The organism is Achromobacter dolens (assembly GCF_902859745.1).
GTDB lineage: Bacteria > Pseudomonadota > Gammaproteobacteria > Burkholderiales > Burkholderiaceae_B > Achromobacter > Achromobacter dolens.
In genome coordinates, this window is record NZ_CADIJW010000001.1 from 107,026 (window position 1) to 132,267 (window position 25,242).

20 protein-coding genes are annotated in these 25,242 nt (G+C 68.8%); 6 read left to right on the plus strand and 14 right to left on the minus strand.

The annotated features are described in order from the left end of the window. Window positions 1–123: 123 nt before the first annotated feature. Complete coding sequence (locus tag HV783_RS00445; RefSeq protein ID WP_175188477.1) at window positions 124–2,391, plus strand: acyl-CoA dehydrogenase; 2,268 nt, start codon at window positions 124–126, stop codon at window positions 2,389–2,391. Here HV783_RS00445 and def read toward each other — a convergent pair. The 8 genes from def to glyQ form a co-directional block, all read right to left on the minus strand. Further along, the gene (gene def, locus HV783_RS00450; RefSeq protein WP_006388854.1) at window positions 2,379–2,912 is read right to left on the minus strand and encodes a peptide deformylase; all 534 of its coding nucleotides are present in this window, start codon (window positions 2,910–2,912) and stop codon (window positions 2,379–2,381) included. The two genes, HV783_RS00445 and def, sit on opposite strands and share 13 nt — an antisense overlap. A gap of 17 nt (window positions 2,913–2,929) precedes the next feature. After that, window positions 2,930–3,325: a lactoylglutathione lyase gene (gloA, locus tag HV783_RS00455; RefSeq protein ID WP_049071490.1), complete on the minus strand. Its 396-nt coding sequence runs from the start codon at window positions 3,323–3,325 to the stop codon at window positions 2,930–2,932. Window positions 3,326–3,336: 11 nt separating this feature from the next. Continuing rightward, a complete protein-coding gene (locus HV783_RS00460) occupies window positions 3,337–4,479 on the minus strand; it encodes a 2-aminoethylphosphonate--pyruvate transaminase (protein ID WP_064526472.1) in 1,143 nt (380 codons plus the stop codon). 87 nt (window positions 4,480–4,566) lie between these two features. After that, window positions 4,567–5,550 carry a M48 family metallopeptidase gene (locus HV783_RS00465; protein WP_175168166.1) on the minus strand — a complete coding sequence of 328 codons (984 nt, stop codon included), beginning with the start codon at window positions 5,548–5,550 and terminating at the stop codon, window positions 4,567–4,569. Continuing rightward, window positions 5,537–6,265 (minus strand): lysophospholipid acyltransferase family protein, encoded by a 729-nt coding sequence (locus HV783_RS00470; protein WP_054501859.1) that lies wholly within the window; start codon window positions 6,263–6,265, stop codon window positions 5,537–5,539. The genes HV783_RS00465 and HV783_RS00470 overlap by 14 nt, the downstream gene beginning before the upstream one ends. Further along, a complete protein-coding gene (gene gmhB, locus HV783_RS00475; protein ID WP_116792237.1) occupies window positions 6,265–6,804 on the minus strand; it encodes a D-glycero-beta-D-manno-heptose 1,7-bisphosphate 7-phosphatase in 540 nt (179 codons plus the stop codon). Before gmhB ends, HV783_RS00470 begins: the two co-directional genes overlap by 1 nt. Beyond that, entirely contained in the window at window positions 6,801–8,939 is a 2,139-nt protein-coding gene (gene glyS / locus HV783_RS00480; RefSeq protein WP_054501857.1) for a glycine--tRNA ligase subunit beta, read from the minus strand. Before glyS ends, gmhB begins: the two co-directional genes overlap by 4 nt. Then, complete coding sequence (gene glyQ / locus HV783_RS00485; RefSeq protein ID WP_006388861.1) at window positions 8,940–9,851, minus strand: glycine--tRNA ligase subunit alpha; 912 nt, start codon at window positions 9,849–9,851, stop codon at window positions 8,940–8,942. It lies immediately after the preceding gene. A gap of 258 nt (window positions 9,852–10,109) precedes the next feature. Between glyQ and HV783_RS00490 the strand changes: the two genes are divergently transcribed. Together HV783_RS00490 and HV783_RS00495 are read left to right on the plus strand one after the other, a co-directional pair. Next, window positions 10,110–10,877 (plus strand): crotonase/enoyl-CoA hydratase family protein, encoded by a 768-nt coding sequence (locus HV783_RS00490; protein WP_054416447.1) that lies wholly within the window; start codon window positions 10,110–10,112, stop codon window positions 10,875–10,877. Between the two features lie 160 nt (window positions 10,878–11,037). After that, a complete protein-coding gene (locus HV783_RS00495) occupies window positions 11,038–12,561 on the plus strand; it encodes a fumarate hydratase (RefSeq protein WP_020925082.1) in 1,524 nt (507 codons plus the stop codon). Between the two features lie 111 nt (window positions 12,562–12,672). Here HV783_RS00495 and HV783_RS29575 read toward each other — a convergent pair whose 3' ends face one another. From HV783_RS29575 to HV783_RS00515, 4 genes are all read right to left on the minus strand, one after another. Then, window positions 12,673–14,139 carry a methyl-accepting chemotaxis protein gene (locus HV783_RS29575; protein ID WP_116792254.1) on the minus strand — a complete coding sequence of 489 codons (1,467 nt, stop codon included), beginning with the start codon at window positions 14,137–14,139 and terminating at the stop codon, window positions 12,673–12,675. A gap of 122 nt (window positions 14,140–14,261) precedes the next feature. Next, window positions 14,262–15,491 (minus strand): CaiB/BaiF CoA transferase family protein, encoded by a 1,230-nt coding sequence (locus HV783_RS00505; protein WP_175188480.1) that lies wholly within the window; start codon window positions 15,489–15,491, stop codon window positions 14,262–14,264. Beyond that, window positions 15,488–16,348, minus strand: a complete 861-nt coding sequence (locus tag HV783_RS00510; protein WP_175188481.1) for a MaoC/PaaZ C-terminal domain-containing protein — start codon at window positions 16,346–16,348, stop codon at window positions 15,488–15,490. Before HV783_RS00510 ends, HV783_RS00505 begins: the two co-directional genes overlap by 4 nt. 7 nt (window positions 16,349–16,355) lie before the next feature. Further along, the gene (locus tag HV783_RS00515; RefSeq protein WP_144657167.1) at window positions 16,356–17,270 is read right to left on the minus strand and encodes an SDR family NAD(P)-dependent oxidoreductase; all 915 of its coding nucleotides are present in this window, start codon (window positions 17,268–17,270) and stop codon (window positions 16,356–16,358) included. 148 nt (window positions 17,271–17,418) lie between these two features. Between HV783_RS00515 and HV783_RS00520 the strand changes: the two genes are divergently transcribed. The 3 genes from HV783_RS00520 to HV783_RS00530 all read left to right on the plus strand — a co-directional run bounded on the left by HV783_RS00520 (window position 17,419) and on the right by HV783_RS00530 (window position 23,268). Further along, on the plus strand, window positions 17,419–18,318 hold the full coding sequence (locus HV783_RS00520; RefSeq protein WP_054501852.1) for a LysR family transcriptional regulator: 900 nt from the start codon (window positions 17,419–17,421) through the stop codon (window positions 18,316–18,318). A gap of 321 nt (window positions 18,319–18,639) precedes the next feature. After that, entirely contained in the window at window positions 18,640–19,623 is a 984-nt protein-coding gene (locus tag HV783_RS00525) for a Bug family tripartite tricarboxylate transporter substrate binding protein (RefSeq protein ID WP_047992609.1), read from the plus strand. Between the two features lie 273 nt (window positions 19,624–19,896). Further along, a complete protein-coding gene (locus tag HV783_RS00530) occupies window positions 19,897–23,268 on the plus strand; it encodes an autotransporter outer membrane beta-barrel domain-containing protein (RefSeq protein WP_254603814.1) in 3,372 nt (1,123 codons plus the stop codon). A 3-nt stretch (window positions 23,269–23,271) separates the two neighbouring features. On the opposite strand, the gene HV783_RS00535 is transcribed toward HV783_RS00530, so the two are convergent. Both HV783_RS00535 and HV783_RS00540 read right to left on the minus strand, forming a co-directional pair. After that, window positions 23,272–24,225, minus strand: coding sequence for an NAD(P)H-dependent flavin oxidoreductase (locus HV783_RS00535; RefSeq protein WP_175188483.1), 954 nt, complete (start codon window positions 24,223–24,225; stop codon window positions 23,272–23,274). Window positions 24,226–24,244: 19 nt separating this feature from the next. Beyond that, a complete protein-coding gene (locus tag HV783_RS00540; RefSeq protein WP_175142041.1) occupies window positions 24,245–25,222 on the minus strand; it encodes a Bug family tripartite tricarboxylate transporter substrate binding protein in 978 nt (325 codons plus the stop codon). Window positions 25,223–25,242 lie beyond the last annotated feature (20 nt).

Consider the following 25,242-nt stretch of genomic DNA (forward strand, 5'->3'; position numbering starts at 1 on the left):
GGAATGCGCACCAGCGCGGGGAGGCCCATTGTCGCAGAGTCGGACCCATGGGGTTTGTCCCCGATGGCCCAATTCTGGTACTTTGCCCTGATATGCCCAGTGGCATCGAACGAGAGAGAGCACATGGATTTCAACGCCTGGCGCCGGCGCCGCATCTCCGAACCCGCATACCGTTGGGCCCGCAACGCGATGCCGCCGCTCTCGGCCACCGAACGCGAGGCCATCGAGGCCGGCGACACCTGGTGGGAAGCCGACCTGTTCACCGGCAATCCCGACTGGCGCAAGCTGCTGGACGTGCCCGCCGCCGCCTTGACGCCGGATGAGCAACGCTTCATCGACGGCCCGGTGGCGCAGTTGTGCGCCATGCTGGACGAATGGGACATCACCTGGCATCGGCGCGACCTGCCGCCCGAGGTCTGGGCCTTCCTGAAGGCGCAGCGCTTCTTCGGCATGATCATCCCCAAGCGTCACGGCGGCCTGGGCTTCTCGCCCTACGCCCACTCCGAGGTGGTGCGGCGCATTTCCGCCTATTCCATCACCGCTGGCGTGACGGTCATGGTGCCCAATTCGCTGGGGCCGGGCGAGCTGCTGATGCAGTTCGGCACCCAGGCCCAGCGCGATTACTGGCTGCCGCGGCTGGCCGACGGCCGCGAGGTGCCGTGCTTCGGCCTCACCAGCCCCGAGGCCGGCTCGGATGCCGCGTCCATGGTGGATACCGGCGTGGTCTGTCGCCAGGTGGTGGACGGTCGCGAGCTGATCGGCGTGCGCCTGAACTGGCACAAGCGCTACATCACGCTGGGGCCGGTGGCCACGGTGCTGGGGCTGGCGTTCAAGATGTCGGATCCCGACGGCATCCTGGGCGGCGCGCGCGATATCGGCATCTCGGTGGCGCTGGTGCCGACCGACGCGCCCGGCGTCGAGATCGGTCGCCGCCACCTGCCGGCGATGCAGGTGTTCCAGAACGGACCCAATCGCGGCCGCGACGTGTTCGTGCCGCTGGACGCGCTGATCGGCGGCGTCGAGCGCGCCGGGCACGGCTGGCAGATGCTGATGAGCGCGTTGGCGGCGGGGCGCGGCATTTCCTTGCCGTCGCTGTCGGCGGCGGCGTGCGTGATGAGCGCGCACGCCACCGGCATGTACGCCCGGGTGCGCGAGCAGTTCGGCATCCCCGTTGGCAAGTTCGAGGGCGTGCAGGAAAAGCTGGCCAGCCTGGCGGCCAACGCCTACCTGGTGGAAGCGGCCCGGCGCCTGACCTGCGCCGCGCTGAACCAGGGCGTGAAGCCGGCGGTGGTGTCGGGCATCATGAAATACCACGCCACCGAGCGCATGCGGGTGTCGGTCAACGACGCCATGGACGTGCATGCCGGCCGCGCGGTGATCGACGGACCCAGCAACTACCTGGGCGCGCTGTACCGGGCGGTGCCCATCGCCATCACGGTCGAGGGCGCCAACATCCTGACGCGCAACCTGATCATCTTCGGCCAGGGCGCGATCCGCGCCCACCCCTACCTGATGCCGGAGATCCTGGCGCTGGGCAATCCCGATGAAGAGCGCGGCATGGAAGTGTTCCACGACGTGTTCTGGCGCCACCTGCGCCATACCGGCATGAACACGCTGCGCGCCATCGGCCGCGCCTGGACCGGCGGCCTGCTGGCGCCGTCGCCGGTATCCGGCCCCACCGCCGGCCACTACCGTCGGCTGGGCCGCTATGCGGCCGGCTTCGCGCTGCTGGCCGACGCCGCGCTGGCGCGCCTGGGCGGCGGCCTCAAGCGCCGCGAGATGATCTCGGCGCGGCTGGGCGACATCCTGGCCGAACTCTACCTGTTGTCGGCGGTGCTCAAGCGCTGGGAAGACGAGGGGCGCAAGCACGACGACCTGCCGCTGGTGCGTTGGTGCATGGCGCAGGGCTATGCCGAGATCGAAAAACGCATGGACCAGGTGTTGTCGAACCTGCCTGGCCGGCCGTTGGCCTGGGCATTGCGCGCCGCCATCCTGCCGTTGCGGCTGGCCAAGGGGCCGGACGACGCGCTCAGCCGCGAATGCGCGGAGCTGCTGCTCAAGCCGTCGCCGACCCATGCGCGGCTGGCGGCCGACCTGCAACGTTCAGCGGGCGCCCAGGGCGATGAGGATCCGCTGGCGCTGCTGACCCGCGCCTTCGCCCTGGTCGACGCGGTGCAACCGATCCGTGACCGGCTGCGCCAGTCGGGCGTGCGCGATTGGCGCGAGGCGCACCGGCACGGCGCCATCACGGCGACGCAGGCGGCGCAGTTAGAAGAGGCCGAGGCGATCGTCGCGCGGGTGCTGCAGGTGGATGATTTCGCGCCGGAGGAACTGGCGCCGGGGCAGGCGCCGGGCCCGGCTCCCGCCCCGAAGAACGATCAGTCGTCCTGATTCGGGTCCATGCCGGGGAACAGGATTTCGGTGAAGCCGAACTTCGAGAAATCCTGGATCCGGGAAGGATAGAGCCGGCCGATCAGGTGGTCGCACTCGTGCTGCACCACGCGGGCGTGGAAGCCCTCGGCCTCGCGGTCGATGTCGCGGCCGTAGGGATCCTTGCCCTGGTAGCGGATGTGGCGGTAGCGCGGCACCAGGCCGCGCAGCCCCGGCACCGACAGGCAGCCTTCCCAGCCGTCTTCCATGTCGTCGGACAGCGGCGTGATGACCGGGTTGCACAGGATCGTCTGCGGCACCGCCGGCGCGTCGGGATAGCGCTCGTTGCGGTCGAAGCCGAAGATGACCAGTTGCAGGTCCACGCCGATCTGCGGCGCGGCCAGGCCCACCCCTTGCGCCGCCGCCATGGTCTCGAACATGTCTTCGATCAGGGCGTGCAGCTCGGGGGTATCGAAGCGCTCGACCGGCGGCGCGACGCGCAGCAGCCGGGGATCGCCCATTTTGAGGATGGAGTGGATCATGGCGATGGCGGGTGGGTTCAGTCCACTCGTCCTTTCTTCTGGATGAACTCGATCTTGTAGCCGTCCGGGTCCTCGACGAAGGCGATCACGGTGGTGCCGTGCTTCATCGGGCCGGCCTCGCGGGTGACCTTGCCGCCGCGTTCCTTGACCTTGTCACAGGCTTCGTAGGCGTTGTCGACTTCCAGGGCGATGTGGCCATAGCCGTTGCCCAGGTCGTACTTGTCGGTGTCCCAATTGTGGGTCAGTTCGATCACCGCGCCTTCCGATTCGTCCTGGTAGCCGACGAAGGCCAGCGTGAACTTGCCGTCCGGGTAGTCGTTGCGGCGCAGGACGCGCATGCCGAGCACGTTGGTGTAGAAGTCGATGGACTTGTCGAGATTGCCGACTCGCAGCATGGTGTGGAGCATACGCATGGTGGAATTCCTTAAGCGATGAGGGGTGGCGGGAAGCCGTGGACGTGTCCGGCGGACTCCCGGGTTATGCCGAGGTCTTGCAGCGCGCCGCCCATGGCGTCGACCGCAAGCCGCATCTGGTCGGGCCCGAAGGCGCCGATGCAACCGACCCGGAAAGTGGGCAGTTCGGTGTTGGTGAAATTGCTGAGCACGAAGCCGCGCTGCTTGAGCGCGTCCACGAACAGTTGCAGGTTCCAGGTCGGCGCGTCGGGCGCATGCACGTTGACGACGATCGGGCCCTGCAGCGCGGGCGGCAGGTAGGGGCGGAGCCCCAGGCCGGCCACGCCGTCGTAGAGGGTGCGCATGTTGGCGGTGTAGCGCGCCAGCCGGGCTTCGCGGCCTTCATGATGATACAGCTCCAGCGCCACGGCCAGCGCCGCAAGCGTCGGCGCTGGCGGGGTGAAGCGCGGGCCGGCGTTGGGCGCCAGGGTGTGCTGGTAGATGTCGGCCAGGTCCAGAGACCAACTGCCGGCGTTGCCGCGCGCGGCCTCCAGGCTGTCGCGGCGGCCCACCACGAAGGCGGCGCCGGGCAGGCCTTCCAGGCATTTGTTGGCCGTCAGCACCACGGCGTCCACGGCGGGCAGGGCGCGCATGTCGAGCGGCAATGCGCCGAACGCCGAGACCGCGTCGACGATGACGCGGCGACCCAGCGCGTGGGCGATGCGGGCCAGTTCCGGCACGTCGTGGCAGATGCCGCTGCCGGTCTCGCTGTAGACCAGCGCGACGTGCGTCAGGCTCGGGTCCTGCTCCAGCGCCTGTGCCACGGCCTGCGGGTCGACGCGGTCACGCGCGCCCACGTACAGCGGCACGGCGACGCGGCCGGCCTCGGCGGCCAGCTTCTGCAGGCGGCCCGCGTAGGCGCCGGTGGACGGCACCAGCAGGCGGCCGCCGGGCGGCACCAGGGTGCGGATGGCGGCTTCCACCGCGAAGTGGCCGCAGCCCGGCAGCGCCAGCGCCACGTGCGTGTCCGCGTCGGCCTCGGCCACGCGCAGCACGTCGGCGCAGACCTGGCGGTACAGCGCGCGGAATTCGTTGTCCCAGGGCGCGTAGTCCTGCGCCATGGCGGCCTTCACCCGCGCATCGGTCGTGACCGGGCCGGGAATCAGCAGAAGCATGGTGTGTCTCCGTGGGTGCTCATGCGAGGCTTCTTTTAGTGGGAACACGCCCCTGGGCCGGTTGCGCGGGCGTCTCTCGCACCGACCCTAGAATTGCGGCAGCGAGGCGGGGTCGTGGCGCCGCAGCACGTTCTTGGCTTCCTCGAAGTCGGGCAGGATCTGGCCGACCTCGCGCCAGAAATCCTGGCTGTGGTTCATTTCGCGCAGGTGCGCCAGTTCGTGCGCGATGACGTAGTCGATGATGGCCGGCGCGAAATGGATCAGGCGCCAGTTCAGCATGATGTTGCCGTCGCTGGTGCACGAACCCCAGCGCGTGGCCGCCGACGACAGGCGCCAGCGGCGGATCTTCAGGCCGCTGATCTGCAGGAAGTGCGCCAGCCGGGCGCCGAACCAGGCGCCGGCGCGCTGCTGCAGCCAGGCCTGGGCGGCGTCGCGGATGCGGCCCTGGTCGGCGTCGGCCGGCAGCGCCAGCCACAGCGTGTCGCCGTCGGCCGGGGCGTCGGCATCGCCGGACAGGCGGGTCTGGCGGCTGTCGCCGCCCACGCCCAGCACGATGCGCTTGCCCAGGTAGGGCAGCTCGCCGCCCGCCTGCCAGCGCGTGTGGGCCATGGCGAGCTGCTGCTTGCGGGTGTGCCATTCGCGCAGCTTGGCGACGATCCAGCGGGATTTCTCGCGCACCGCGTCGTCGATCTGCGCCAGCGTGACCCAGTTGGGCGCCGTGACGCGCAGGCCGTCGTCGGTGATGACGAAGCCGATGCTGCGGCGGCGCGAGCGCAGCAGCACGAAGCCGATGGGTTGCGGATCGGTGTCCACCTCGCGCCAGCGCGCGCCGGGCGGCAGCGGATCGGGGCAGGGGGTGGGCACGCGCGCGGCGGCGTTGGGCGAGAGCGTCAGCAGCGGTTCGCCGGCCGGCTTGGGCGCGGAAGAGGCAGGAGGAGGGAACAGCGGCGCGGGCGGCGTGGCCACCGGCGCCTTGGGCGGCGCGGGAGACGCGCTCAAGGGCGACGCGTCAGCAGACGCGTCGGAGTCTTGCACGTCGAACAGGAGTTCGAGCTGGTCAGTGCTGGGCATACCTTTCTGGATTGAGACGCCGCATTTCCCCTTCGATCCAGTCCTGCACTTTCTGGTTCAGTTCCTCGGGGGAGATTCCCTTCGATTCTATCGCGGGACCGATGGACAGCGTAACCATGCCCGGATATTTGATGAAGGCGTTGCGGCGCCAGCATTCGCCGGCATTGTGCGCCACCGGGATGACCACCGCGCCGGTGCGCGAGGCCAGCAGCGCGCCGCCCATCTTGAAGCGCGCGGTCTTGCCTGGCGGCACGCGGGTGCCTTCCGGGAACAGCAGCGGCCAGCGGCCTTCGTCCAGCCGGACCTGTCCCTGCTTGACCACCTGTTCGAAGGCGTCGCGGCCCTTGGAACGGTCGATGGCGATCATGCGCAGCAGCGCCAGGCCCCAGCCGAAGAACGGCACCATGTGCAGTTCCTTCTTGTAGACGAAGCACACTTCGCGCGGCATGTAGGCCGGGAAGAACAGCGTTTCCCAGGCCGACTGGTGCTTGGACAGCAGCACCGCCGGGCCGTCAGGCAGGTTTTCCCAGCCCTTGACCTGCCAGCGGATGCCGCAGAACACCTTGGCGCCCCAGATCGCCAGGCGCGGCCAGCCCACCGTGAGCTTGTAGCGCAGGTGCAGCGGCAGCGGCGCCCACAGCACGCAGGCGAAGGCATAGGGGATGACCGTGATGGCCAGGAACAGGAAATAAAGGAGCGAGCGCAGCCGGGCCATCAGTTGTCCTGGAGCAAGGCGTCGACCACGGCCGACAGGTCGTCGCAGACCCGCGTGTTCTCGGGCAGGCCGCCCTTGGCCAGCGTCTTCTTGCCGTTGCCGGTCAGCACCAGCCACGGCGCGCAGCCGGCAGCGGTGGAGGCCTGCAGGTCGCGCAGCGAGTCGCCCACGGCCGGCACGCCGGCCAGGTCGACGTCATAGCGGTGGCCGATCTGCTCGAACATGCCGGGACGCGGCTTGCGGCAGGTGCAGTCATCGTCCGGGCCGTGCGGGCACATGAAGACGGCGTCCACGCTGCCGCCGACGGCGGCCAGCTCGCGCCGCATCTTGGTGTGGATGGCGGTCAGCGTGTCCATGTCGAACAGGCCGCGCGCCAGGCCGGACTGGTTGGTGGCGACCACCACCGTCCAGTCCGCCTGCGTCAGGCGGGCGATGGCCTGCAGGCTGCCGGGCAGGGCGATCCATTCGTCGGGACTTTTGACGAAGGCGTCGCTGTCCTGGTTGATGACGCCGTCGCGGTCGAGGATGATGAGCTTCACTGTGCCAGCCTGGAAATGTCAGCGACCTGGTTCATCAGGGTGTGCAACTGGCCCAGCAGCGCCAGCCGGTTGGCGCGCACCGCGGGGTCTTCGGCCATGACCATGATGTCGGCGAAGAAAGCGTCCACCGGCTCGCGCGCCTGCGCCAGCGTGCGCAGGTTGGCGGCGAAGTCGCCGGCGGCCAGTTGCGCCTCGGCCTGCGGACGCAGCGCGGCGATGGCGGCGGCCAGCGCCTTTTCGGCGGGCTCGACCAGCGCGGCGTCATTGACCGCGCCGATCTCGCCCTCGGCCTTCTTGAGCAGGTTGCCGATGCGCTTGTTGGCGGCGGCCAGGCTGGCGGCTTCGGGCATCTGCGCGAAGGCGGCGGCGGCGCGCACGCGCTCGCCCACCTGGTGCAGCGGCGGCGTCAGGGCGATGACGGCCTCGACCGCGTTGCGGTCGTGCTCGTTGATCAACTGGTTGCGGTAGCGTTCGTAGATGAAGGCGCGCACTTCCGCCAGCGTGTCGGCGGGGATCTTGCCGGCCGGGAAGGTGGCGGCGGTGGCGGCCAGCAGGCCGTCCAGCGACAGCGGGCCGTCCTGGTTGAGCTTGAGCCAGCCGCCGGCGGCCAGTTGCTCGAAGGCGCTGATCAGGCCCAGCGCGGCGCGGCGCAGGCCGAAGGGGTCGCGTTCGCCGGTGGGCGCCAGGCCAATGGCCCAGATGCCGACCAGGGTCTCGGCGCGTTCGGCGATGAACAGCGTGGCGGCGGTCAGGTCGTCCTGCGAGACCGGCGTGTCGTAACGGTTGCGGTACTGGGTGCGCAGCGCCTGCACGACGCTGTCCGGCTCGCCGTCGCCGGCGGCATAGTAGGCGCCCATGATGCCTTGCAGCTCGGGGAACTCGCCCACCATGTTCGAGCCCAGGTCGGCCTTGGCCAGCAGCGCGGCGCGGTCGGCGGCGGCGACGTCGCCGCCCAGCTTGCCGGCCACGTCGCGGGCGATGGCGCGCACGCGCTCGACGCGTTCGAGCTGGGTGCCCAGCTTGTTGTGGTAGACGATCGAGCCCAGTTGCTCGACGCGCGCGGCCAGCGGCGTCTTGCGGTCGGTCTCGAAGAAGAACTGGGCGTCGGCCAGGCGCGGGCGCACCACGCGCTGGTTGCCTTCGACGATGTTCACCGGGTTGTCCGTGCGCATGTTGCTCACGATCAGGAAGCGGTGCGTCAGGCGGCCGCTGGCCGGGTCGAACAGCGGGAAGTACTTCTGGTTCAGGCGCATGGTCAGGATCAGGCATTCCTGCGGCACTTGCAGGAACTGTTCCTCGAACTCGCCGACGTAGACGGTGGGGTGTTCGACCAGGGCGGTGACTTCATCGAGCAGGGCGGCCACTTCGGGGTCGTCGCCCAGCGTGGCCGACAGGCGGCCGGCGTGGTCCAGCAACTGGCGCTGGATCTCGTCGCGGCGGCCTTCGAACGAGGCCACCACGCGGCCCTTTTCGGCCAGGGTGGCGGCGTAGGCGTCGGCATCGGCGATGGCGATGGCGCCGCTGCTCATGTAGCGGTGGCCCAGCGTCTCGCGGCCGGCGGTCAGGCCGAGGGCGGTCACGGGGACCACGTCGGCGCCGAACAGCGCGATCAGGCCGTGCGCCGGGCGCACGAACTTGACCGTGGTCTCGCCGTCGGCCAGTTGGTAGCGCATGACCTTGGGGATCGGCAGGCCATCGATGGCCGCGTCGATGCCTTCCTGCAGGCCGGCGGCCAGCGCGGCGCCGGGGGCGGTGCCGCGGGCGACCAGGTAATCCTGCTTGCCGTCGGATTCCCGTTCCAGGGTGGCCAGGTCGATGTTTTCCAGGCCCTTGGCGGCCAGCTTCTTCTGCAGCGCCGGGGTGGCCTTGCCGTCTTCGGTCAGGCCGATCTTCACCGGCATCAGCTTTTCGGCGTAGGCCTGGTCGGGCGCCTGGGCCAGCACGGCCGACAGGCGCACCGCCAGGCGGCGCGGCGTGGCGTAGGGCTCGACGGCGCAGCCGTCGGCCAGCAGGCCGTGGCGCGCCAGCGTGGCGCGCACGCCCTCGGCGAAAGCCTGGCCCAGCTTCTGCAGGGCCTTGGGCGGGAGTTCTTCGGTCAGCAGCTCGACCAGCAGGGGGCGGATGTTCGTCGTCATTTATGCAGCCTCCCCGGCGGCCTTGTCGCGGCCCAGCATGGGAAAGCCCAGTCGTTCGCGGGAATCGTAGTAGGCCTGCGCGACGGCGCGCGACAGGTTGCGGATGCGGCCGATATAGGCGGCGCGCTCGGTCACGCTGATCGCGCCGCGCGCGTCCAGCATGTTGAAGGTGTGCGCGGCCTTGAGCGTGGCTTCATAGGCCGGCAGCGCCAGCGGCACGTCCATCAGGCGCTTGGCCTCGGCTTCGTAGTCGTTGAAGTGCGCGAACAGCATCTCGGCCGACGAGTATTCGAAGTTGTAGGTGGATTGTTCCACTTCGTTCTGGTGGAACACGTCGCGGTACAGCACGCGGCGGCCGTTGGCGCCTTCGGTCCAGACAAGGTCGTACACGCTCTGCACGTCCTGCAGGTACATGGCCAGGCGTTCCAGGCCGTAGGTGATCTCGCCCGTGGTCGGGGTGCAATCCAGGCCGCCGACCTGCTGGAAGTAGGTGAACTGGGTCACTTCCATGCCGTTGAGCCACACTTCCCAGCCCAGGCCCCAGGCGCCCAGCGTCGGGTTTTCCCAGTCGTCCTCGACAAAACGGATGTCGTGCTGGGTCGGGTCGATGCCCAGCGCCTTGAGCGAGCCGATGTACAGGTCCAGGATTTCCGGGGGCGCGGGTTTCAGCACCACCTGGTACTGGTAGTAGTGCTGCAGGCGGTTGGGGTTCTCGCCGTAGCGGCCATCCTTGGGGCGGCGCGAGGGCTGCACGTAGGCCGCGCGCCAGGGCTCCGGGCCGATCGCCCGCAGGAACGTGGCGGTGTGCGAGGTGCCGGCGCCGACTTCCATGTCGTAGGGCTGCAGCAGGGCGCAACCCTGCTTGTCCCAGTATTCCTGGAGCGTAAGGATGATTTGCTGAAAGGTGAGCATAGGATTCTTGGAATTCGATCGCCGGGCGACGTCTGCCGTGGGCGTGGGAAACCGGGCATTTTAACTGGCCCGGGGCGGCCCCGGGGGCGGCCCCCGGGATTGCGGTTACATTCTGGCCGTTACATCTCGGACGAGGCGTGCTCCAGGCGGACACCGGCGGCGCGGCGCCCTGCGGCTGTCCGGCATTGGTCGTATCATTCCAGGTTGACCAGTCTTATATAAAACCAACATCCCCAAAACCCCGGAAGGAGCATCCGCATGTCTGACCTGATCAAGGTGGAAGTCGCCGACGGCATCCAGATCATCACCATCAATCGCCCCGAGGCCAAGAACGCCATCAACCTGGAAACCGCCCAGGCCATGGCCGCCGCGCTGGATCAACTGGACAGCCGCGACGACGTGCGCATCGGCATCCTGACGGGCGCGGGCGGCACGTTCTCGTCGGGCATGGATCTGAAGGCCTTCGCCAAGTCGGGTCAGCGTCCGTATGTGGAGGGCCGCGGTTTCGCCGGCCTGAACGAAGCGCCGCCGAAAAAGCCGCTGATCGCCGCGGTCGAAGGCTATGCGCTGGCCGGGGGCTGCGAGATGGCGCTGGCGTCCGACCTGATCGTGGCCGCCAGCAACGCCAAGTTCGGCCTGCCCGAAGTCAAGCGCGGCCTGGTGGCCGGCGCCGGCGGCATGCTGCGCCTGCCGCGCCGCCTGCCGTACCACATCGCCATGGAAGTGATCCTGACCGGCGACATGCTGGGCGCCGAGCGCGCCTACGGCTTCGGCCTGGTCAACCGCCTGACCGAGCCGGGCGGCGCCCTGGCCGGCGCGCTGGAACTGGCCCGCGCCATTGTCGAGAACGGCCCGCTGTCGGTGCAGACCGCCAAGAGCATCGTGGCGCAGTCCGGCGACTGGACCCAGGAAGAGATGTTCAGCCGCCAGCGTCCGTTGATCGCCCACATCTTCTCGTCGGCCGACGCCAAGGAAGGCGCCACGGCTTTCGCGGAGAAGCGCAAGCCGGTCTGGCAAGGTAAATAAATGGGTGCCCCCACGCCGCGCTCGCCATGCGAGCTAGCTGCCCCCCGCGGGGGCTCTTTTGCCTTGGGGCGGCCCGGCGGCAAAAGTATTCCTTTCACCAGCGCGGCTGGCCGGTAGGTCGGCCGCGTTTTCACGTTCCCTTCGTTAATCGCATATCGCCATGTCCGTCCTCATCAAAGAAGAAGACTTCATCCAGTCGATAGCCGATGGCATTCAGTTCATCAGCTATTACCACCCCGTCGACTACATCCGCCACCTGGCCCGCGCCTACGAGCGCGAGGAAAGCCCGGCCGCGCGCGACGCGATGGCGCAGATCCTGACCAACTCGCGCATGTGCGCCGAGGGCAAGCGCCCGCTGTGCCAGGACACCGGCATCGTCAACGTGTTCCTGAAGGTCGGCATGGGCGTGCGCTTCGACACCAAGCGCACCCTGCAGGAACTGTGCGACGAAGGCGTGCGCCGCGGCTACCTGAACCCGGACAATCCCCTGCGCGCCTCGGTGCTGGACGATCCGCTGTTCGCCCGCAAGAACACTCGCGACAACACGCCCTGTATCCTGCACGTCGAGCTTGTCCCGGGTGACAAGGTCGACGTGCAACTGGCTTCGAAGGGCGGCGGTTCGGAAAACAAGTCCAAGTTCGCCATGCTCAACCCCAGCGATTCGCTGGTGGACTGGGTGCTCAAGACGGTCCCGACCATGGGCGCCGGCTGGTGCCCGCCGGGCATGCTGGGCATCGGCGTCGGCGGCACCGCCGAAAAGGCCATGCTGATGGCCAAGCAGTCGCTGATGGAAGACATCGACATGTACGAACTGCTGGCCCGCGGCCCGCAGAACAAGCTCGAAGAGCTGCGCATCGAGCTGTACGAAAAGGTCAACGCGCTGGGCATCGGCGCGCAGGGCCTGGGCGGCCTGACCACCGTGCTGGACGTCAAGATCAACACCTTCCCGACGCACGCGGCCTCCAAGCCCGTCGCCATGATCCCGAACTGCGCGGCCACTCGCCACGCCCACTTCGAGCTGGACGGCTCGGGCCCGGCGCGCCTGGACCCGCCGTCGCTGTCGGAATGGCCGGAAGTGCACTGGGCGCCGGACTACAACAAGTCCAAGCAGGTCGACCTGAACACGCTGACCAAGGAAGAGGTCGCCAGCTGGAAGCCGGGCCAGACCCTGCTGCTGTCGGGCAAGATGCTGACCGGCCGCGACGCCGCGCACAAGCGCATCCAGGACATGCTGGCCAAGGGCGAGCCGCTGCCGGTGGACTTCACCAACCGCGTCATCTACTACGTCGGCCCGGTCGATCCGGTGCGCGACGAAGTGGTGGGCCCGGCCGGTCCGACCACCGCCACCCGCATGGACAAGTTCACCGACATGATGCTGGAGCAGACTGGCCTGATCGCGATGATCGGCAAGTCCGAGCGCGGCCCCGTCGCGATCGAGTCGATCAAGAAGCACGGCTCGGCCTACCTGATGGCCGTGGGCGGCGCGGCCTACCTGGTGTCCAAGGCGATCCGCGGCGCCAAGGTGCTGGGTTTCGCCGACCTGGGCATGGAAGCCATCTATGAGTTCGACGTGAAGGACATGCCGGTGACCGTGGCGGTTGACGCCCAGGGCACCTCGGTCCACACCACCGGGCCGAAGGAATGGCAGGCCCGGATCGGCAAGATCCCGGTCGCCGCCGCGTAAACGGGCGACAGGAACGCGAAAAGGGCGCCGGTGACGGCGCCCTTTTTTTCCCGGGGACGATTCGCGGCCTGCCGTCGGCGCGGGCGCCCGTGGTCGCCCGATCAGGGCCGGTCAGTAGCGCACGTACTCCAGCGCCGATTGCGAGGACGCCGGTGCGCGGGGCGCCGCGGCCCGCGCCGACGCCGCTTCGCGCGCCGCCTCGGGTCGGTCCTGGGCCTCATAAGCGCTCTGCAGTTCGTGCGCCGCCTCGGCCGTCATCTGGGTGATGTCCTCGGTGACTTCGCCCAGCTTGGCCGATTGCGCCAGCGAGACCTCCACCACTTCGCCCATGATCTCGGTGACCCGCCGCGACGAGGTCACGATGTTCTCCATGGTGGCGCCGGCGGACTGCACCTGTTCGGCACCGTTGCCGATCTGCTGGACCGAGGTGGTGATCAGGTCCTTGATCTCCTTGGCCGCGGATGCGCTGTTCTGGGCCAGGCTGCGCACTTCCGCCGCCACCACGGCGAAGCCCTTGCCGTGCGGGCCGGCGCGCGCCGCCTCGACCGCGGCATTGAGCGCCAGGATATTGGTCTGGAACGCGATGCCGTCCATCACGCCGATGATCTCCGAAATGCGCTTGGAACTGTCGGTGATGGCGCCCATGGTGGCCACCACGCCGGCCACGGTCTTGCCGCCTTCCTCGGCGACCTGGCAGGCGTCGCGGGCCAGCGTGTTGGCCTGGCTGGCGCGCTCGGCGTTCTCGGTCAGGCCCTGCACGGCCACGCGCAGCGTCTGCGCGGCGGTGAAACGCTTGGTGATGTCGGTGGCGAACTTCACCACCTTGAAGGGCCGGCCCTCGGCATCGAAGATCGGGTTGTAGCTGGCCTCGATCCAGACGCGGCGGCCGCCCTTGCCGATGCGCAGGTATTGGCCGGTGTCGTATTCGCCGCCGCGCAGCTTGCGCCAGAATTCCTTGTAGGCGGGGCCGCGGACTTCCTCGGGCAGCACCAGCATGCTGTGGTGGCGGCCGCGCAGTTCGTCTTCGCGGTAGCCCATGGCGTCCAGGAACAGGTCGTTGGCGCGGATGATGGTGCCATCCAGCTCGAACTCGATGATGCCCTGCACCTTGGAGATGGCGGCAAGCTGGCCCTCAGTGTCGGCCTGGCGGCGCTGCTGCTCGGTGACGTCGGTGGCGTACTTGACCACCTTGAAGGGCCGGCCGGAGGCGTCGAGGATCGGGTTGTAGCTGGCCTGCAGCCAGACGTCGCTGCCGTCCTTGTGGATGCGGCGGTAGCGGCCCGCGTCGTACTCGCCACGCTTGAGCTTGGCCCAGAAGGCCTGGTATTGCGGGCAGTCGCGTCGATCGGCTGCGACGAAGATGCGATGGTGCTGCCCCAGCAGTTCGTCGAGCGTGTAACCCATGGCATCGAGGAAATTCTGGTTGGCCATGAGCACATGGCCGTCCAGGTCGAACTCGATGACCGCCTGCGCCTTGTGGATGGCCGCGATCTGGCCGAGAAGATCCGCATTCCGTGTGTCGCGCGTGCGCCGAAACAGGCGCCGTAACACGCGCCTCAAGGGTCTGGTCACTGGCATGGTGGCTCGCTCGGCGCAATAGGGAGTGGATCGGACGGTGGCCGAAATCATAAGGTCAAAACCCTGGCCGAATGTGAGCCTTCATTCGTTATATCGTCTGATAAGTGAGATCCTCAATCACGTTAGCGGATCCGCGTCGACACGAATTCCGCGATGGCCCGTGGCGATTTTCCCAACACCTCGCGCAGCACCTCCTCGGTGTGCTGGCCCAGCAGCGGCGGCGCGCGTCGGTACACCACGGGGGAGTCCGAGAACCGCAGCGGGCTGGCCGTCACCGGCGCCGCGCCACCCCCCGGGTGCGGCAGGTCGCGGCGCAATTGCCGCGCCTGCGTCTGCGGGTGGGCGAAGGCCTGGGCGATATTGTTGATCGGGCCGCAGGGCACGCCCACGGCCTCCAGTTTGGCGATCCAGTCATCGCGCCGGCCCTGGCGCATGATGTCGGCCAGCAGCGCCACCAGCAGCTCGCGATTGGCCACGCGCAGCCGGTTGGTGGCAAAGCGCGGATCGTCCCCCAGCTCCGGCGCGCCGATGGCCTTGCAATAGGCGCGGTACTGCGATTCGTTGCCGGTGGCCACGATCAGATGGCCGTCGCTGGCGGCGAAGACCTGGTAGGGCACCACGTTCTGGTGCGCGTTGCCGGCGCGCGTCGGCGCCACGCCGGAATTGAAGTAGTTGGAATTCTGGTTGGCCAGCAGCGCCACGTGGCTGTCGAGCAGCGCGATGTCCAGGTGCTGGCCGAGGCCGCTGCGGTGGCGTTCCTGCAAGGCCGCCAGGATCGCCACGGTGGCGTACATGCCGGTGACGATGTCGGTCACCGCCACGCCGGCCTTCTGCGGTCCGCCGCCGGGCAGGTCGTCGCGTTCGCCGGTGATGCTCATCAGGCCGCCCATGCCCTGGATCATGAAGTCGTAGCCGGGGCGGCGCGCGAACGGCCCGTCCTGGCCGAAGCCGGTGACCGAGCAGTAGATCAGGCGCGGATTGATGGCCTTCAGGCTGGCATAGTCCAGGCCGTACTTGGCCAGCCCGCCGACCTTGAAGTTCTCGACCAGGATATCGCTGACCGCTGCCAGTTCTCGGATCAGCGCCGCGCCATGCGGCGTGGCCATGTCGGCCTCGACCGAGCGCTTGTTGCGGTTGGCGCTGAGGTAATAGGCGGATTCGTTGGTGTCGACGCCATTGCCGTCCTTCAGGAAGGGCGGGCCCCAGGCGCGGGTGTCGTCGCCGACGCCGGGGCGCTCGATCTTGATGACGTCGGCGCCCAGGTCGGCCAGGTTCTGCGTGCACCACGGGCCTGCCAGGATGCGCGACAGGTCCAGCACGCGGATGCCGTCCAATGCGGGCGGGCGCGTCATGATTGCACCTCGGCGGCGCCATGGCTCATGACGATGATGTCGCGTTCGACGGCGCGGGCGATGAAGCGGATCTGGCCGTCCGGCATGCGCCACATATCGCATTGCAAGGTTTCGCCCGGGTAGACCGGCGCCGAGAAGCGCGCATCCAGCCGGGTCAGGCGGGAGGCGTCGTAGTCGCACCAGGTCTTCACCAGCGCGTGCGCGGCGATGCCGTAGGAACACAGGCCATGCAGGATCGGCCTGGGGTAGCCGGCCTGGTGCGCCACCTCGGGGTCGGCATGCAGCGGATTGCGATCGGCGTTCAGGCGGTACAGCAGCGCCGCCTGCGGTGGAATGCGCAGTTCGCAGCGGCGCTCCGGCTCGCCCTGCGGCGCGGCGGGCAGCGGCTCGGGGCTGGCGTCGCCCTGGCCGAAGCCGCCGTCGCCACGGCAGAAGGTGCTTTGCCGCAAGGTGGCCAGGTGCGTGCCGGCGCTGTCGTGCAGCGTGCGTTCGGTGACCACGATCGCACCCTTGTCCGCGCCCTTGTCGATCACGTGGGTGACGCGGCTCCTGCCGATCACGGTGCCGGACGTGGGCAGGGGCGCGTGCACCGCCAGGCGCTGCTCGCCATGCACCAGCCGGACCCAGTCGATGCCGGCGCGCGGGTCGCTCATCCAGAAGCCCGGATAGCCCAGCACCACGCTCATGGTGGGAAAGGCGCGCAGGTCTTTCTCGTACACGTAGCGCAGTTGCCGCTCGTCTTCCGGATCCTGCCCCAGGCCGATGCCCAGGGCGTAGAGCATCGTGTCCTTGTCGTCGTAGTGCTGGCGCACGTCGTCGAAGCGCCAGTGCTTCACGGTTGCGTAATCGAGTGGCATGGCGGCCTCAGATGGGATCCCAGTCGATCACGTCGGGCGAGCGCTCCAACGCGTAGAAATGCTTGCGCATGGCGGGCACGGCGATCTCGCCGATCAGCTCGGGCGTCCAGCCTTCGCCGTGGTGCACGCTGCGCAGCGGCCGCGGCTGGCTCATCAGCATGATCTCGTTGGCGCGCACCGCGAACACCTGCGCGGTGATGGCGCTGGCCGCGTCGCTGGCCAGGTACACCGCCATGGGCGCGACCTTGTTGGCCTCCATCTTCTTCAGCTTTTCGACGCGCGCCTTCTCCTCGTCGGTCTCGGCGGGAATGGAGCTGGTCATGCGGCTCCAGGCGAACGGCGCGATGCAGTTCGAGCGCACGTTGTAGCGCGCCATGTCCAGCGCGATCGACTTCGACAGCGCGACGATGCCGAGCTTGGCGGCGGCATAGTTGGCCTGGCCGAAATTGCCGATCAGGCCGGACGTGGATGTCATGTGCACGAAGGCGCCGGATTCCTGCTCGCGGAAATACGGCGCGGCGGCGCGGCTCATGAAGAACGAACCGTTCAGGTGCACGTCGATGACCTGGCGCCACTCCTCCTCGCTCATCTTGTGGAATACGCGGTCGCGCAGGTTGCCGGCGTTGTTGACCACCGCATCGATGCGCCCGAAGGCGTCGATGGCGGTCTGGATGACGCGGCTGGCGCTGTCGTACGCGGCCACGCTGTCGGTGTTGGCGACGGCCTGTCCGCCCGCCGCGACGATCTCGCTTGCCACGGCCTGCGCGGGGCCTTCGCCGCCGCCCTCGCCGGTGAGCGAGACGCCGATGTCGTTGACCACGACCTTGGCGCCCGCCTGCGCCATGGCCAGCGCGATGCCGCGGCCGATGCCGCCGCCCGCGCCTGTAACGACCACTACCTTGCCGGAAACAATACCGCTCATTGGGGCTTACTCCAGATGCCGCGGCGCGCGCCGCGTGGGAAACAGTTCCGCGTCAAACCGTATGGTTTACGGGGTTGCCCCATGGTATGGTCGTCACGGCATTCGAAGAATTCAAAATTAGAAATGCCCCCCTTCTGTGTGGTGGAACATGAGACATGATCTGACTGACCTGCGGCTCTTCGTGAACGTGGGGGAAACGCTCAATCTGACCCGCGCGGCCGAACGCACCTTCCTGTCGCTGCCCGCCGCCAGCGCGCGCGTCAAGCACATGGAAGAGGCCTTCAAGGCGCGGCTGCTGGTGCGCATGGCGACGGGCGTGGCGCTGACGCCGGCTGGCGAGGTGCTGCTCAAGCACGCCAACGCGGTGTTTCGCCAGCTCGAATGCCTGAACGCCGACCTGCAGCCCTACGCCAGCGGCCTGAAAGGGCGGCTGCGGCTGCTGGCCAACACCACCGCCACCAATTCCTTCCTGGCGGATGCGCTGTCGACCTTCCTGGCCGAGAACCCCGACGTGGACGTCGAGCTGGAAGAGAAGATCTCCGGCGACATCGTCATCGCGATCCGCGCGGGCGCCGGCGACCTGGGGCTGGTGGCCGGCAACATCGACGTCGAGGGCCTGGATGTGACGCCGCTGTTCCGCGATGAGCTCACCGTGGTCACGGCGCTGAACCATCCGCTGGCGGCGTCGAAGTCCGCCCATTTTGCCGACCTGATCGATGCCTATCAGTTCGTCGGCATCCATCCCGACAGCGCCATCCAGACCTTCCTGGAGGACATCGCCAGCGGCCTGGGCAAGCGCATCTGCCAGCGTGTGCACGTGGGCAGTTTCGAGGCCGTGTGCCGCATGGTCGAGGCCGGCGCCGGCATCGCCGTGGTGCCGCGCGCCTGCGCGGCGCGCTACAGCCGGCCCGATGCCTTGCACGTGTTGAAACTGGAAGATCCCTGGGCCCTGCGCGACCGCCTGCTGTGCCGCCAGCGCGGCCGCGACCTGCCCAGCTTCGCCGAGTGCTTCATCGAACACGTGCAGCGCGCGGCGCGAGGACAGTAGCCGCGGCGGGGGCGGTGTCGTGGCGCGGCGAGCGTGGCGTTCCGCCCGCGCCGACGGCTTGACGGGCCGCATGGCCGTCGCCGTGGCGCCACATCGGATGCGCGATAGTGTCCGTTCAGCGAACACGGCATCGCGGCGAAAGAGGGGCTTTTGAAAATGTGTAGCGGCAAAAGCGGCCGCGCGGCAAATAATAAAAAAAGCCCCGGCCGCGCCTGACGCGCAGGCAGTAGAAAAATGGGGCCGGCAGGCGGCAAGGCACCGCGTTGTTCCGGTGTGGTTTGCGGCCGCGCCACCGACAAGAACGAGACTCAGGAGACTGCCTTGCTAGATCCTCAACGCCGCCGCGTGATCGCGGGGCTGGGCGCTGCGTGCGCCACGACGTTGCTGCCCACCTTCGCCCGCGCCGCCGCCTGGCCCGGGCACGCCGTGACCTTCATCGTGCCGTTTCCGGCCGGCGGTCCGGTGGACACCACCGCGCGCTTCACGGCGCAGCCGCTGGGCCACCTGTGGTCGGTGCCGACGGTGGTGGACAACCGCTCGGGCGCCGGCGGCATCGTTGGCGCGCAGTTCGCCGCCAAGGCCGAGCCGGACGGCTACAACTTCTTTTTTGCTTCCATCCATCATGCGGTGCTGCCGAGCCTGCGCGGCGACCTGACCTACGACATCACGCGCGATTTCGTGCCGGTGGGCATGGCGGCGGTGTTCCCCATCGTGCTGGTGGTGAATCCGTCGCTGCCGGTGAATACGGTGAGCGAACTCATTGCCTATGCCAAGGCGAATCCGGGCAAGCTGTCGTTCAGTTCCTCCGGAACGGGCGGCGGCACGCATCTGGCGGGCGAGCTGTTCAATGCGATGGCGGGCGTGAAGATCCAGCACATTCCTTACCGGGGCAGCGCGCCCGCGATGCAGGATCTGCTGGGCGGGCAGGTGCAGGTGATGTTCGCGGACGGACCGTCGGCGGTGCCGCACCTGAAGACGGGCAAGGTGCGCGCGTTGGGGGTGGGGAATCCGACGCGGTCGAGCATGTTGCCGGACGTGCCTACGATCGCCGAGTCCGGCGTGCCGGGGTACGAGGCGTATTCGTGGAGCGGGGTGTTGGCGCCGAAAGGAACGCCCGCCGACATCGTGGCGCGGGTCAATGCGGACATGGTGAAGGTGTTGTCGGATCCCGCGACGGCCAAGGCGATGGTGGCGGCGGGGGCGGAACCCAAGCCCGGCAGCCCGGAGGCGTTTGGCGCGTTCGTGCGCGGCGAAGTCCTGAAATGGCGGGAAGTGATCAACAAGGCGGGCATCAAGCTGGAATAGGCGCCGTAGCACGCTGCGCAGGGGTTCCCGTCCCCGCGCGGTCCGGTGGCGCGTCCCCCCGCCGGGAACGCCAGCATGGCGAACCACGAAACTTTGCATTACATTTGCTGCCGATGCGCGCTCAGACGGCGCAACGCTCCAGCGTTCGGCAGTTGAACACGCTTGGTCTTCCCCGGGCGCTGGCTTCCATATGATTGCCGTGCCGCGGGATTCTGGCGGTTGTCCCCTCCGGGTCATCCTGGTACTGGGCAGGGCGGAAGCAAGGGGAAATTCGTGCTCCAAGGCAAATCCGGGCTTGTGGCCCACTGTGACGCGCCGGCGTCTTCGACCGTTCCGACGTCAGACCGCTACGATTTCGCGCCTGCGGTGGCCAGCTTGCGGTCGGCCGCAAGCGTCATGCTCGCGGCCGGCAGCGCCGCCCTGGCGCTGGCCCTTTCGACCGCGGCGGCGCCCGCCTTGGCCGCCTGTTCCGCCAGCGACACGACGGGTTGCGGCGCGCCCGGCGGAGCGGGTTATCCCGGTCGCGGCGGCGCTGGCGGCAATGGCAATGGCCAGGGGGGCGGCGCCAGCGAGCTCGGCCCGGGCAACGTGACCGTGCAGGTGCCGGGAAGCTGGGGCGGCTCGGGAACGGGTGGCGCGGGGGCTGCCGGCGACGCAGGCAACGCGACCGCCAACGCACCGGCACAAATGTTCCCGGGGTCTGGATTGGCCATCAACGCGCCGATCGCGGGCGACGCCGGCAATGCCGGCCGCGACGGCACCAATTTCGGCGGCGGTGGCAATGGCGGCAATACCGCGCTTCAGTACCTGGGCAACGATATCACCATCAACAATTCGGCGGCGGCCGTGGGCGGCGCGGGCGGCAATGGCGGCAATGTCTTCAACACGGGCAGCGGCAACGGCGGCGGCGGCGGCGGGGGCGGCAGCGGCTTGACGTCGGCCGGGGTGGTGGCTTCGGTCAACAATAACGGAACGATCACCGGTGGCGCTGGCGGCAACGGCGGCAGCGGCGGCTTTGGCGGCGGGGGAGGCGCCGGCGGCGACGGCCTGCTCGCGGTTGGCGGCAACGCCACCATCACCAATACCGGCAGCATCACTGGAGGCGCGGGCGGCAGCGGGGGAGCGGGTAATTCCGGCGCGGGGGCGGACGGGGCAGGCGGGGCCGGCATCAATCTTGCCGGCTCGCGCAATGTGATCCTCAATGTCGGCACCATCGCCGGCGGCGCCGGCAATGGCGGCGGGGTCGGTATCGTGACGCGCGGCATGGACACGATCGTCAATGCGGGCACCATCACCGGCGCGCTCAATGGCCCCGCGGGCACCCGCGCGGCGGCCATCCAGTTCGGCGGCACGGGCAACACGTTGACGCTGCTGACGGGCTCCAACATCGTAGGCGGCCTGTTGTTCGATGCGGGGGCGACCGCCACCATTTCCGCGAGCCACGCCGGGCTGACGCTGGGCAACGACGTGATCCTGACCGATGCCGCGTCCGGCGTCGCGTTCTCTTCGGCCACAAGCGGCCTGACGTTTGCGGGCGTCATCTCCGGCGCGGGCTCGGTAAGCGTCCAGGGCAGCAGGGTCCTGACGATGACGGGCGTCAACACCTACACGGGAACCACCACCGTCGACAGCGGCGCGACGCTCGCGCTTACTGGCGGCGGCAGCGTGGCGGCATCCAGCGGGGTGACGAGCAACGGAACGCTGGACATTTCGGCGACGACGAGCGGCGCGTCCGTGGCCAGCCTTGCGGGCGGCGGGAGAGTCGCGCTCGGCGGCCGCACCCTGACCCTGACGAACGCGTCGGGCGTGTTTTCGGGCGTCATCGACGGCGCCGGCGGACTGGTGCTCAGCAGTGGCACGCAGACGCTTTCGGGGGTAAACACCTACACCGGCGCGACCACGATCAACGGCGGCACGCTGGTGCTCACCGGCGCGGGACGGCTGTCCGCGGCCTCGGCCGTCTCGCTCATGGGCAGCGGCGCGACGCTCGACCTGTCGGCGGCATCGGGCCAGACGCTGGCCGGCGTGTACGGGGTGGCCGGTTCGCGCCTGCTGGCCGGCGCCAGCACGCTGACGCTCGGCGCGGCCACCGACAGCGTCTATGAAGGCGAGCTCACGGGCAGCGGCGCGTTGGTCAAACAAGGGACCGGCATGCTCGTGCTCAATGGTTCGAATGCCGGATTCACGGGCGCGACGACTGTCGCTCAGGGCAGGCTCCAGGTGGGCGATGCCGGCCATGGCGGCGCGGTGCTGGGCGGCGACGTGGCGGTCGGGGCGCAAGGCACGCTCGGCGGGCACGGCACGATTCTCGGCGATGTGACGAACGGCGGCATGGTGTCGCCCGGTGGATCCATCGGCACGCTGAACGTGGGCGGCAATTACACCCAGGCGTCGAATGCGACCTTGGCCATCGAAGTCAGTCCGACCGAGGCATCGTTGCTGAAGGTCGGTGGCAGCGCCACATTGAACGGGACGCTGGCGATCACATACGCGCCGGGCACCTATTCGGCCACGCGCTACAACGTGGTGAGCGCGGCCAATGGCATCAGCGGGCGCTTCTCGTCGGTAACGGGTTCGCTGGCCTCCGGCGCGGACCTGAACGGCCTGCGCTCGTCGGTGGCCTATGGCGCCAACGAGGTCGCGTTGCTGCTGAGCAATCCGGCCGCGGGCATGCCGGGCGACACGCCGGTGATCATCGCGCCGACCCGCACCAGCATCTATACGGCGCTTGGCAGTGCCGCGTTGATGAGCGCGCAGTCGGCCACGGCGGCGGTGCTCGAACGCGCGACGCGGCGCGCCGTCGCGTCCGGGCCAGCCGACGCGACGGATACCGTTTCGGTCTGGGCGAACGCCACGGGACGGCATGGCCGGCTGTCCGGCTCGGGGGGGCTGCCCGGCTTCCAGGAAAACCAGTACGGCTTTCTCGCCGGCGCCGACAAGCGGGTGGATCGCAACACCTTCGGCCTGGCGATGGGCTATTCGCATGCCGAGCTGTCGGAAGAGAGCACGGAAAGCGCCGGCACGCGCGACACGGTGCGCCTGGCCACCTATGCCAGCCGCGACCTGGGGCCGGTCGATGTGACGGGCATGCTCGGCTACGGCCTGCATTTTCTGTCGCAAAAGCGGCCCTTCGAGAATGTCGGCACGGCCAAGGGCGATCATGTCGGGCAGGAATTCACGGCGGCGGCGCAAGTCAGCAAGCCCCTGGCGCTTGGCGGACTGGTCATGACGCCCCGGCTGGGATTGCGTTATGCCTATTTCCACGCCAACAGCTTTGACGAAGGCGGCGCGAGGGGCCAGAACCTGCATGTCGGCTCGGACACCGCCCGCAGCCTGCAGCCCTACATCGGCATGACCTTCGACACGGCGTTCGATAGCGCGCAGCGGCCGTTGAATCTCCAGTTCCGTGTGGCCTACGCCCACGAACTGCTTGATACCGGCCGCGCGATGACAGTCGTGTCGCAGGACGGCACGCGCTTCGCCGCGCCGGGCGCCGATCTGTCGCGCGGATTCCTGACGTTCGGCGCGAGCGTCGGCTTGCCGCTGACGCGGCAACTGGACGTGTCTCTTGCCTATGATGCGCTCGTCAACACGTCCCGCGCGTCGTCGCAGGCGGGCAGCGTCAGGATGAGCTATCGCTTCTGACTGTCAGCGCAGCAGCGCTTGCCTGGCTGCCTGGTATTCCGCTTCGAGCAGATTCACCAGCTCGTGTACCGCCAGCACTTCCTGCGCGGCGCCCACGCCCTGGCCGGCGCTCCAGACGTCTTTCCAGGCTTTGGGGCGAGTGTTCTTGTCCAGGTTCGGGGGCGGGGCGTCGTAGTCGGGAAGCCGGGCGGGGTCCAGTCCCACGGCGCGGATGCTCTCGCTCAGATAGTTGGCGGGCACCCCCGAGAAGTACGGGGTGTAGGTGACGTCGGCGGCCTGGGCGCGCAGGATCATTTCGCGGTAGGCGTCGTTGGCCAGGGATTCGCGGGTGGCGATGAAGCGGGTGCCCATGTAGGCGAAGTCGCAGCCCAGGGCCTGGGCGGCGAGGATGTCCTTGCCGTGGCTGATGCAGCCGGACAGGGCCAGGGGACCAGCGTAAAAGGCACGGATTTCGTTGACGAGGGCGATCGGGTTGAGCCGGCCGGCATGGCCGCCGGCGCCGGCGGAGACCAGGATCAGGCCGTCGACGCCCGCCTCCAGGGCGCGGCGGGCGTGGCGCACCGTGGTGACGTCGTGGTAGACCTGGCCGTCGTAGGCGTGGACGGCGCGCACCACCGCTTCGGGTGGATGCAGCGAGGTGATGACGAGCGGCACGCGGCGCTCGGCGCAGATGGCCAGGTCGCCCTGCCAGCGGGCGTTGCTGGGATGGACGATGAGATTGACGCCATAGGGCGCGATCACAGCGTGCGGCGCCGCCCGGCGCGCGCGCGCCAGCCTGTCCTCGATGCGCGTGATCCACTCGTGAAGCTGTTCCTGCGGCCTGGCGTTGAGCGCAGGGAAGGTGCCGATGATGCCGGCGCCGCATTGCGCCGCCACCAGGTCCGGGCCGGAGACCAGGAACATGGGGGCGCCGATGATGGGCAATCGGGTCTGCATGCGCAATGCGGTTGGCGTCATAGGCGGTGTTCCCTGAAAGTCAGTTGGCCTGAATGTTGGCGCTCTGGATCACATCGGCCCACAGCGCATATTCACGGTCGATGCGCTGTTGCAGCGCGGCGCCGTCGCCGGTGTTGATGGTGTAGCCGCCGTCGGTCATGGCGCGGCGGAAGGCGGGGTCCTTCGACACCTCGGACAGGGCGCGGGTCAGGCGCGCCTGCACCGCATCGGGCAGCTTGCGCGGGCCGACCAGCGCGTACCAGCCGACCACCTCGTAGTCCTTCATGCCGGCCTCGATCATGGTGGGCACGTCGGGCAGCTCGGGGTTGCGGGTGCGGGAGGTGACGGCCAGCGCGCGCGCCTTGCCGCTCTTGATGAACGGAATCGCGGTGCTGGTGATGTCGAACATGAAAGTGATCTTGCCGCTGACCACGTCCATCATCGCCGGCGAGTTGCCGCGATAGGGCACGTGCAGCATCGGCACGCCGGCCTGCTTCTTCAGCAGTTCGGCCGACAGGTGGTTCGACGCCCCGATGCCGGCCGAGCCGAACGACACGGCATCGGGATGGGCGCGGGCGTAGTCGACCAGCTCGCCCACGCTCTTGGCCGGGGCCTGCGGGCCGATCAGCAGCACGTTGGCGTAGTCGACGACCAGGCCGATCAGCGAGAAGTCCTTGCGCGGATCGAACAGGGTGCTGCGCTGGACCAGCGGCGACATGGTCAGCGTGGGGCTGGCGGCAAAGCCCAGCAGGTAGCCGTCGGGCGGCGCCTTGGCGGTGGCGTCGGAGGCGATCATGCCGCTGGCGCCGGCGCGGTTCTCGACCACGACCGCCTGGCCCAGTTTGTCGCCCAGGTACTTGGCGAAGACGCGCGCGGTGGTGTCCACGGGGCCGCCGGGGGCGTAGCCCACCAGCAGGCGAATGGGGCGGTCGGGGTAGGCGCTGTCGGCGGCGGCGCTGGCGCCGGTCGCCATGGCCGCCACGGCGGCGGCCGCGGCGAGCAGGGTCTTGATGTTCACGCTCATGTCTCCTTGTGGAA

Coding starts and splice junctions, on each gene's coding strand:
- HV783_RS00505 (WP_175188480.1), bottom strand. CDS start 15,491: ATGACGCGCCCGCCCGCATTGGACGGCATCCGCGTGCTGGACCTGTCG.
- HV783_RS00445 (WP_175188477.1), top strand. CDS start 124: ATGGATTTCAACGCCTGGCGCCGGCGCCGCATCTCCGAACCCGCATAC.
- HV783_RS00470 (WP_054501859.1), bottom strand. CDS start 6,265: ATGGCCCGGCTGCGCTCGCTCCTTTATTTCCTGTTCCTGGCCATCACG.
- glyS (WP_054501857.1), bottom strand. CDS start 8,939: ATGACGACGAACATCCGCCCCCTGCTGGTCGAGCTGCTGACCGAAGAA.
- HV783_RS00510 (WP_175188481.1), bottom strand. CDS start 16,348: ATGCCACTCGATTACGCAACCGTGAAGCACTGGCGCTTCGACGACGTG.
- HV783_RS29575 (WP_116792254.1), bottom strand. CDS start 14,139: ATGCCAGTGACCAGACCCTTGAGGCGCGTGTTACGGCGCCTGTTTCGG.
- HV783_RS00490 (WP_054416447.1), top strand. CDS start 10,110: ATGTCTGACCTGATCAAGGTGGAAGTCGCCGACGGCATCCAGATCATC.
- HV783_RS00495 (WP_020925082.1), top strand. CDS start 11,038: ATGTCCGTCCTCATCAAAGAAGAAGACTTCATCCAGTCGATAGCCGAT.
- HV783_RS00460 (WP_064526472.1), bottom strand. CDS start 4,479: ATGCTTCTGCTGATTCCCGGCCCGGTCACGACCGATGCGCGGGTGAAG.
- HV783_RS00535 (WP_175188483.1), bottom strand. CDS start 24,225: ATGACGCCAACCGCATTGCGCATGCAGACCCGATTGCCCATCATCGGC.
- glyQ (WP_006388861.1), bottom strand. CDS start 9,851: ATGCTCACCTTTCAGCAAATCATCCTTACGCTCCAGGAATACTGGGAC.
- def (WP_006388854.1), bottom strand. CDS start 2,912: ATGATCCACTCCATCCTCAAAATGGGCGATCCCCGGCTGCTGCGCGTC.
- HV783_RS00465 (WP_175168166.1), bottom strand. CDS start 5,550: ATGCCCAGCACTGACCAGCTCGAACTCCTGTTCGACGTGCAAGACTCC.
- HV783_RS00515 (WP_144657167.1), bottom strand. CDS start 17,270: ATGAGCGGTATTGTTTCCGGCAAGGTAGTGGTCGTTACAGGCGCGGGC.
- gloA (WP_049071490.1), bottom strand. CDS start 3,325: ATGCGTATGCTCCACACCATGCTGCGAGTCGGCAATCTCGACAAGTCC.
- HV783_RS00520 (WP_054501852.1), top strand. CDS start 17,419: ATGAGACATGATCTGACTGACCTGCGGCTCTTCGTGAACGTGGGGGAA.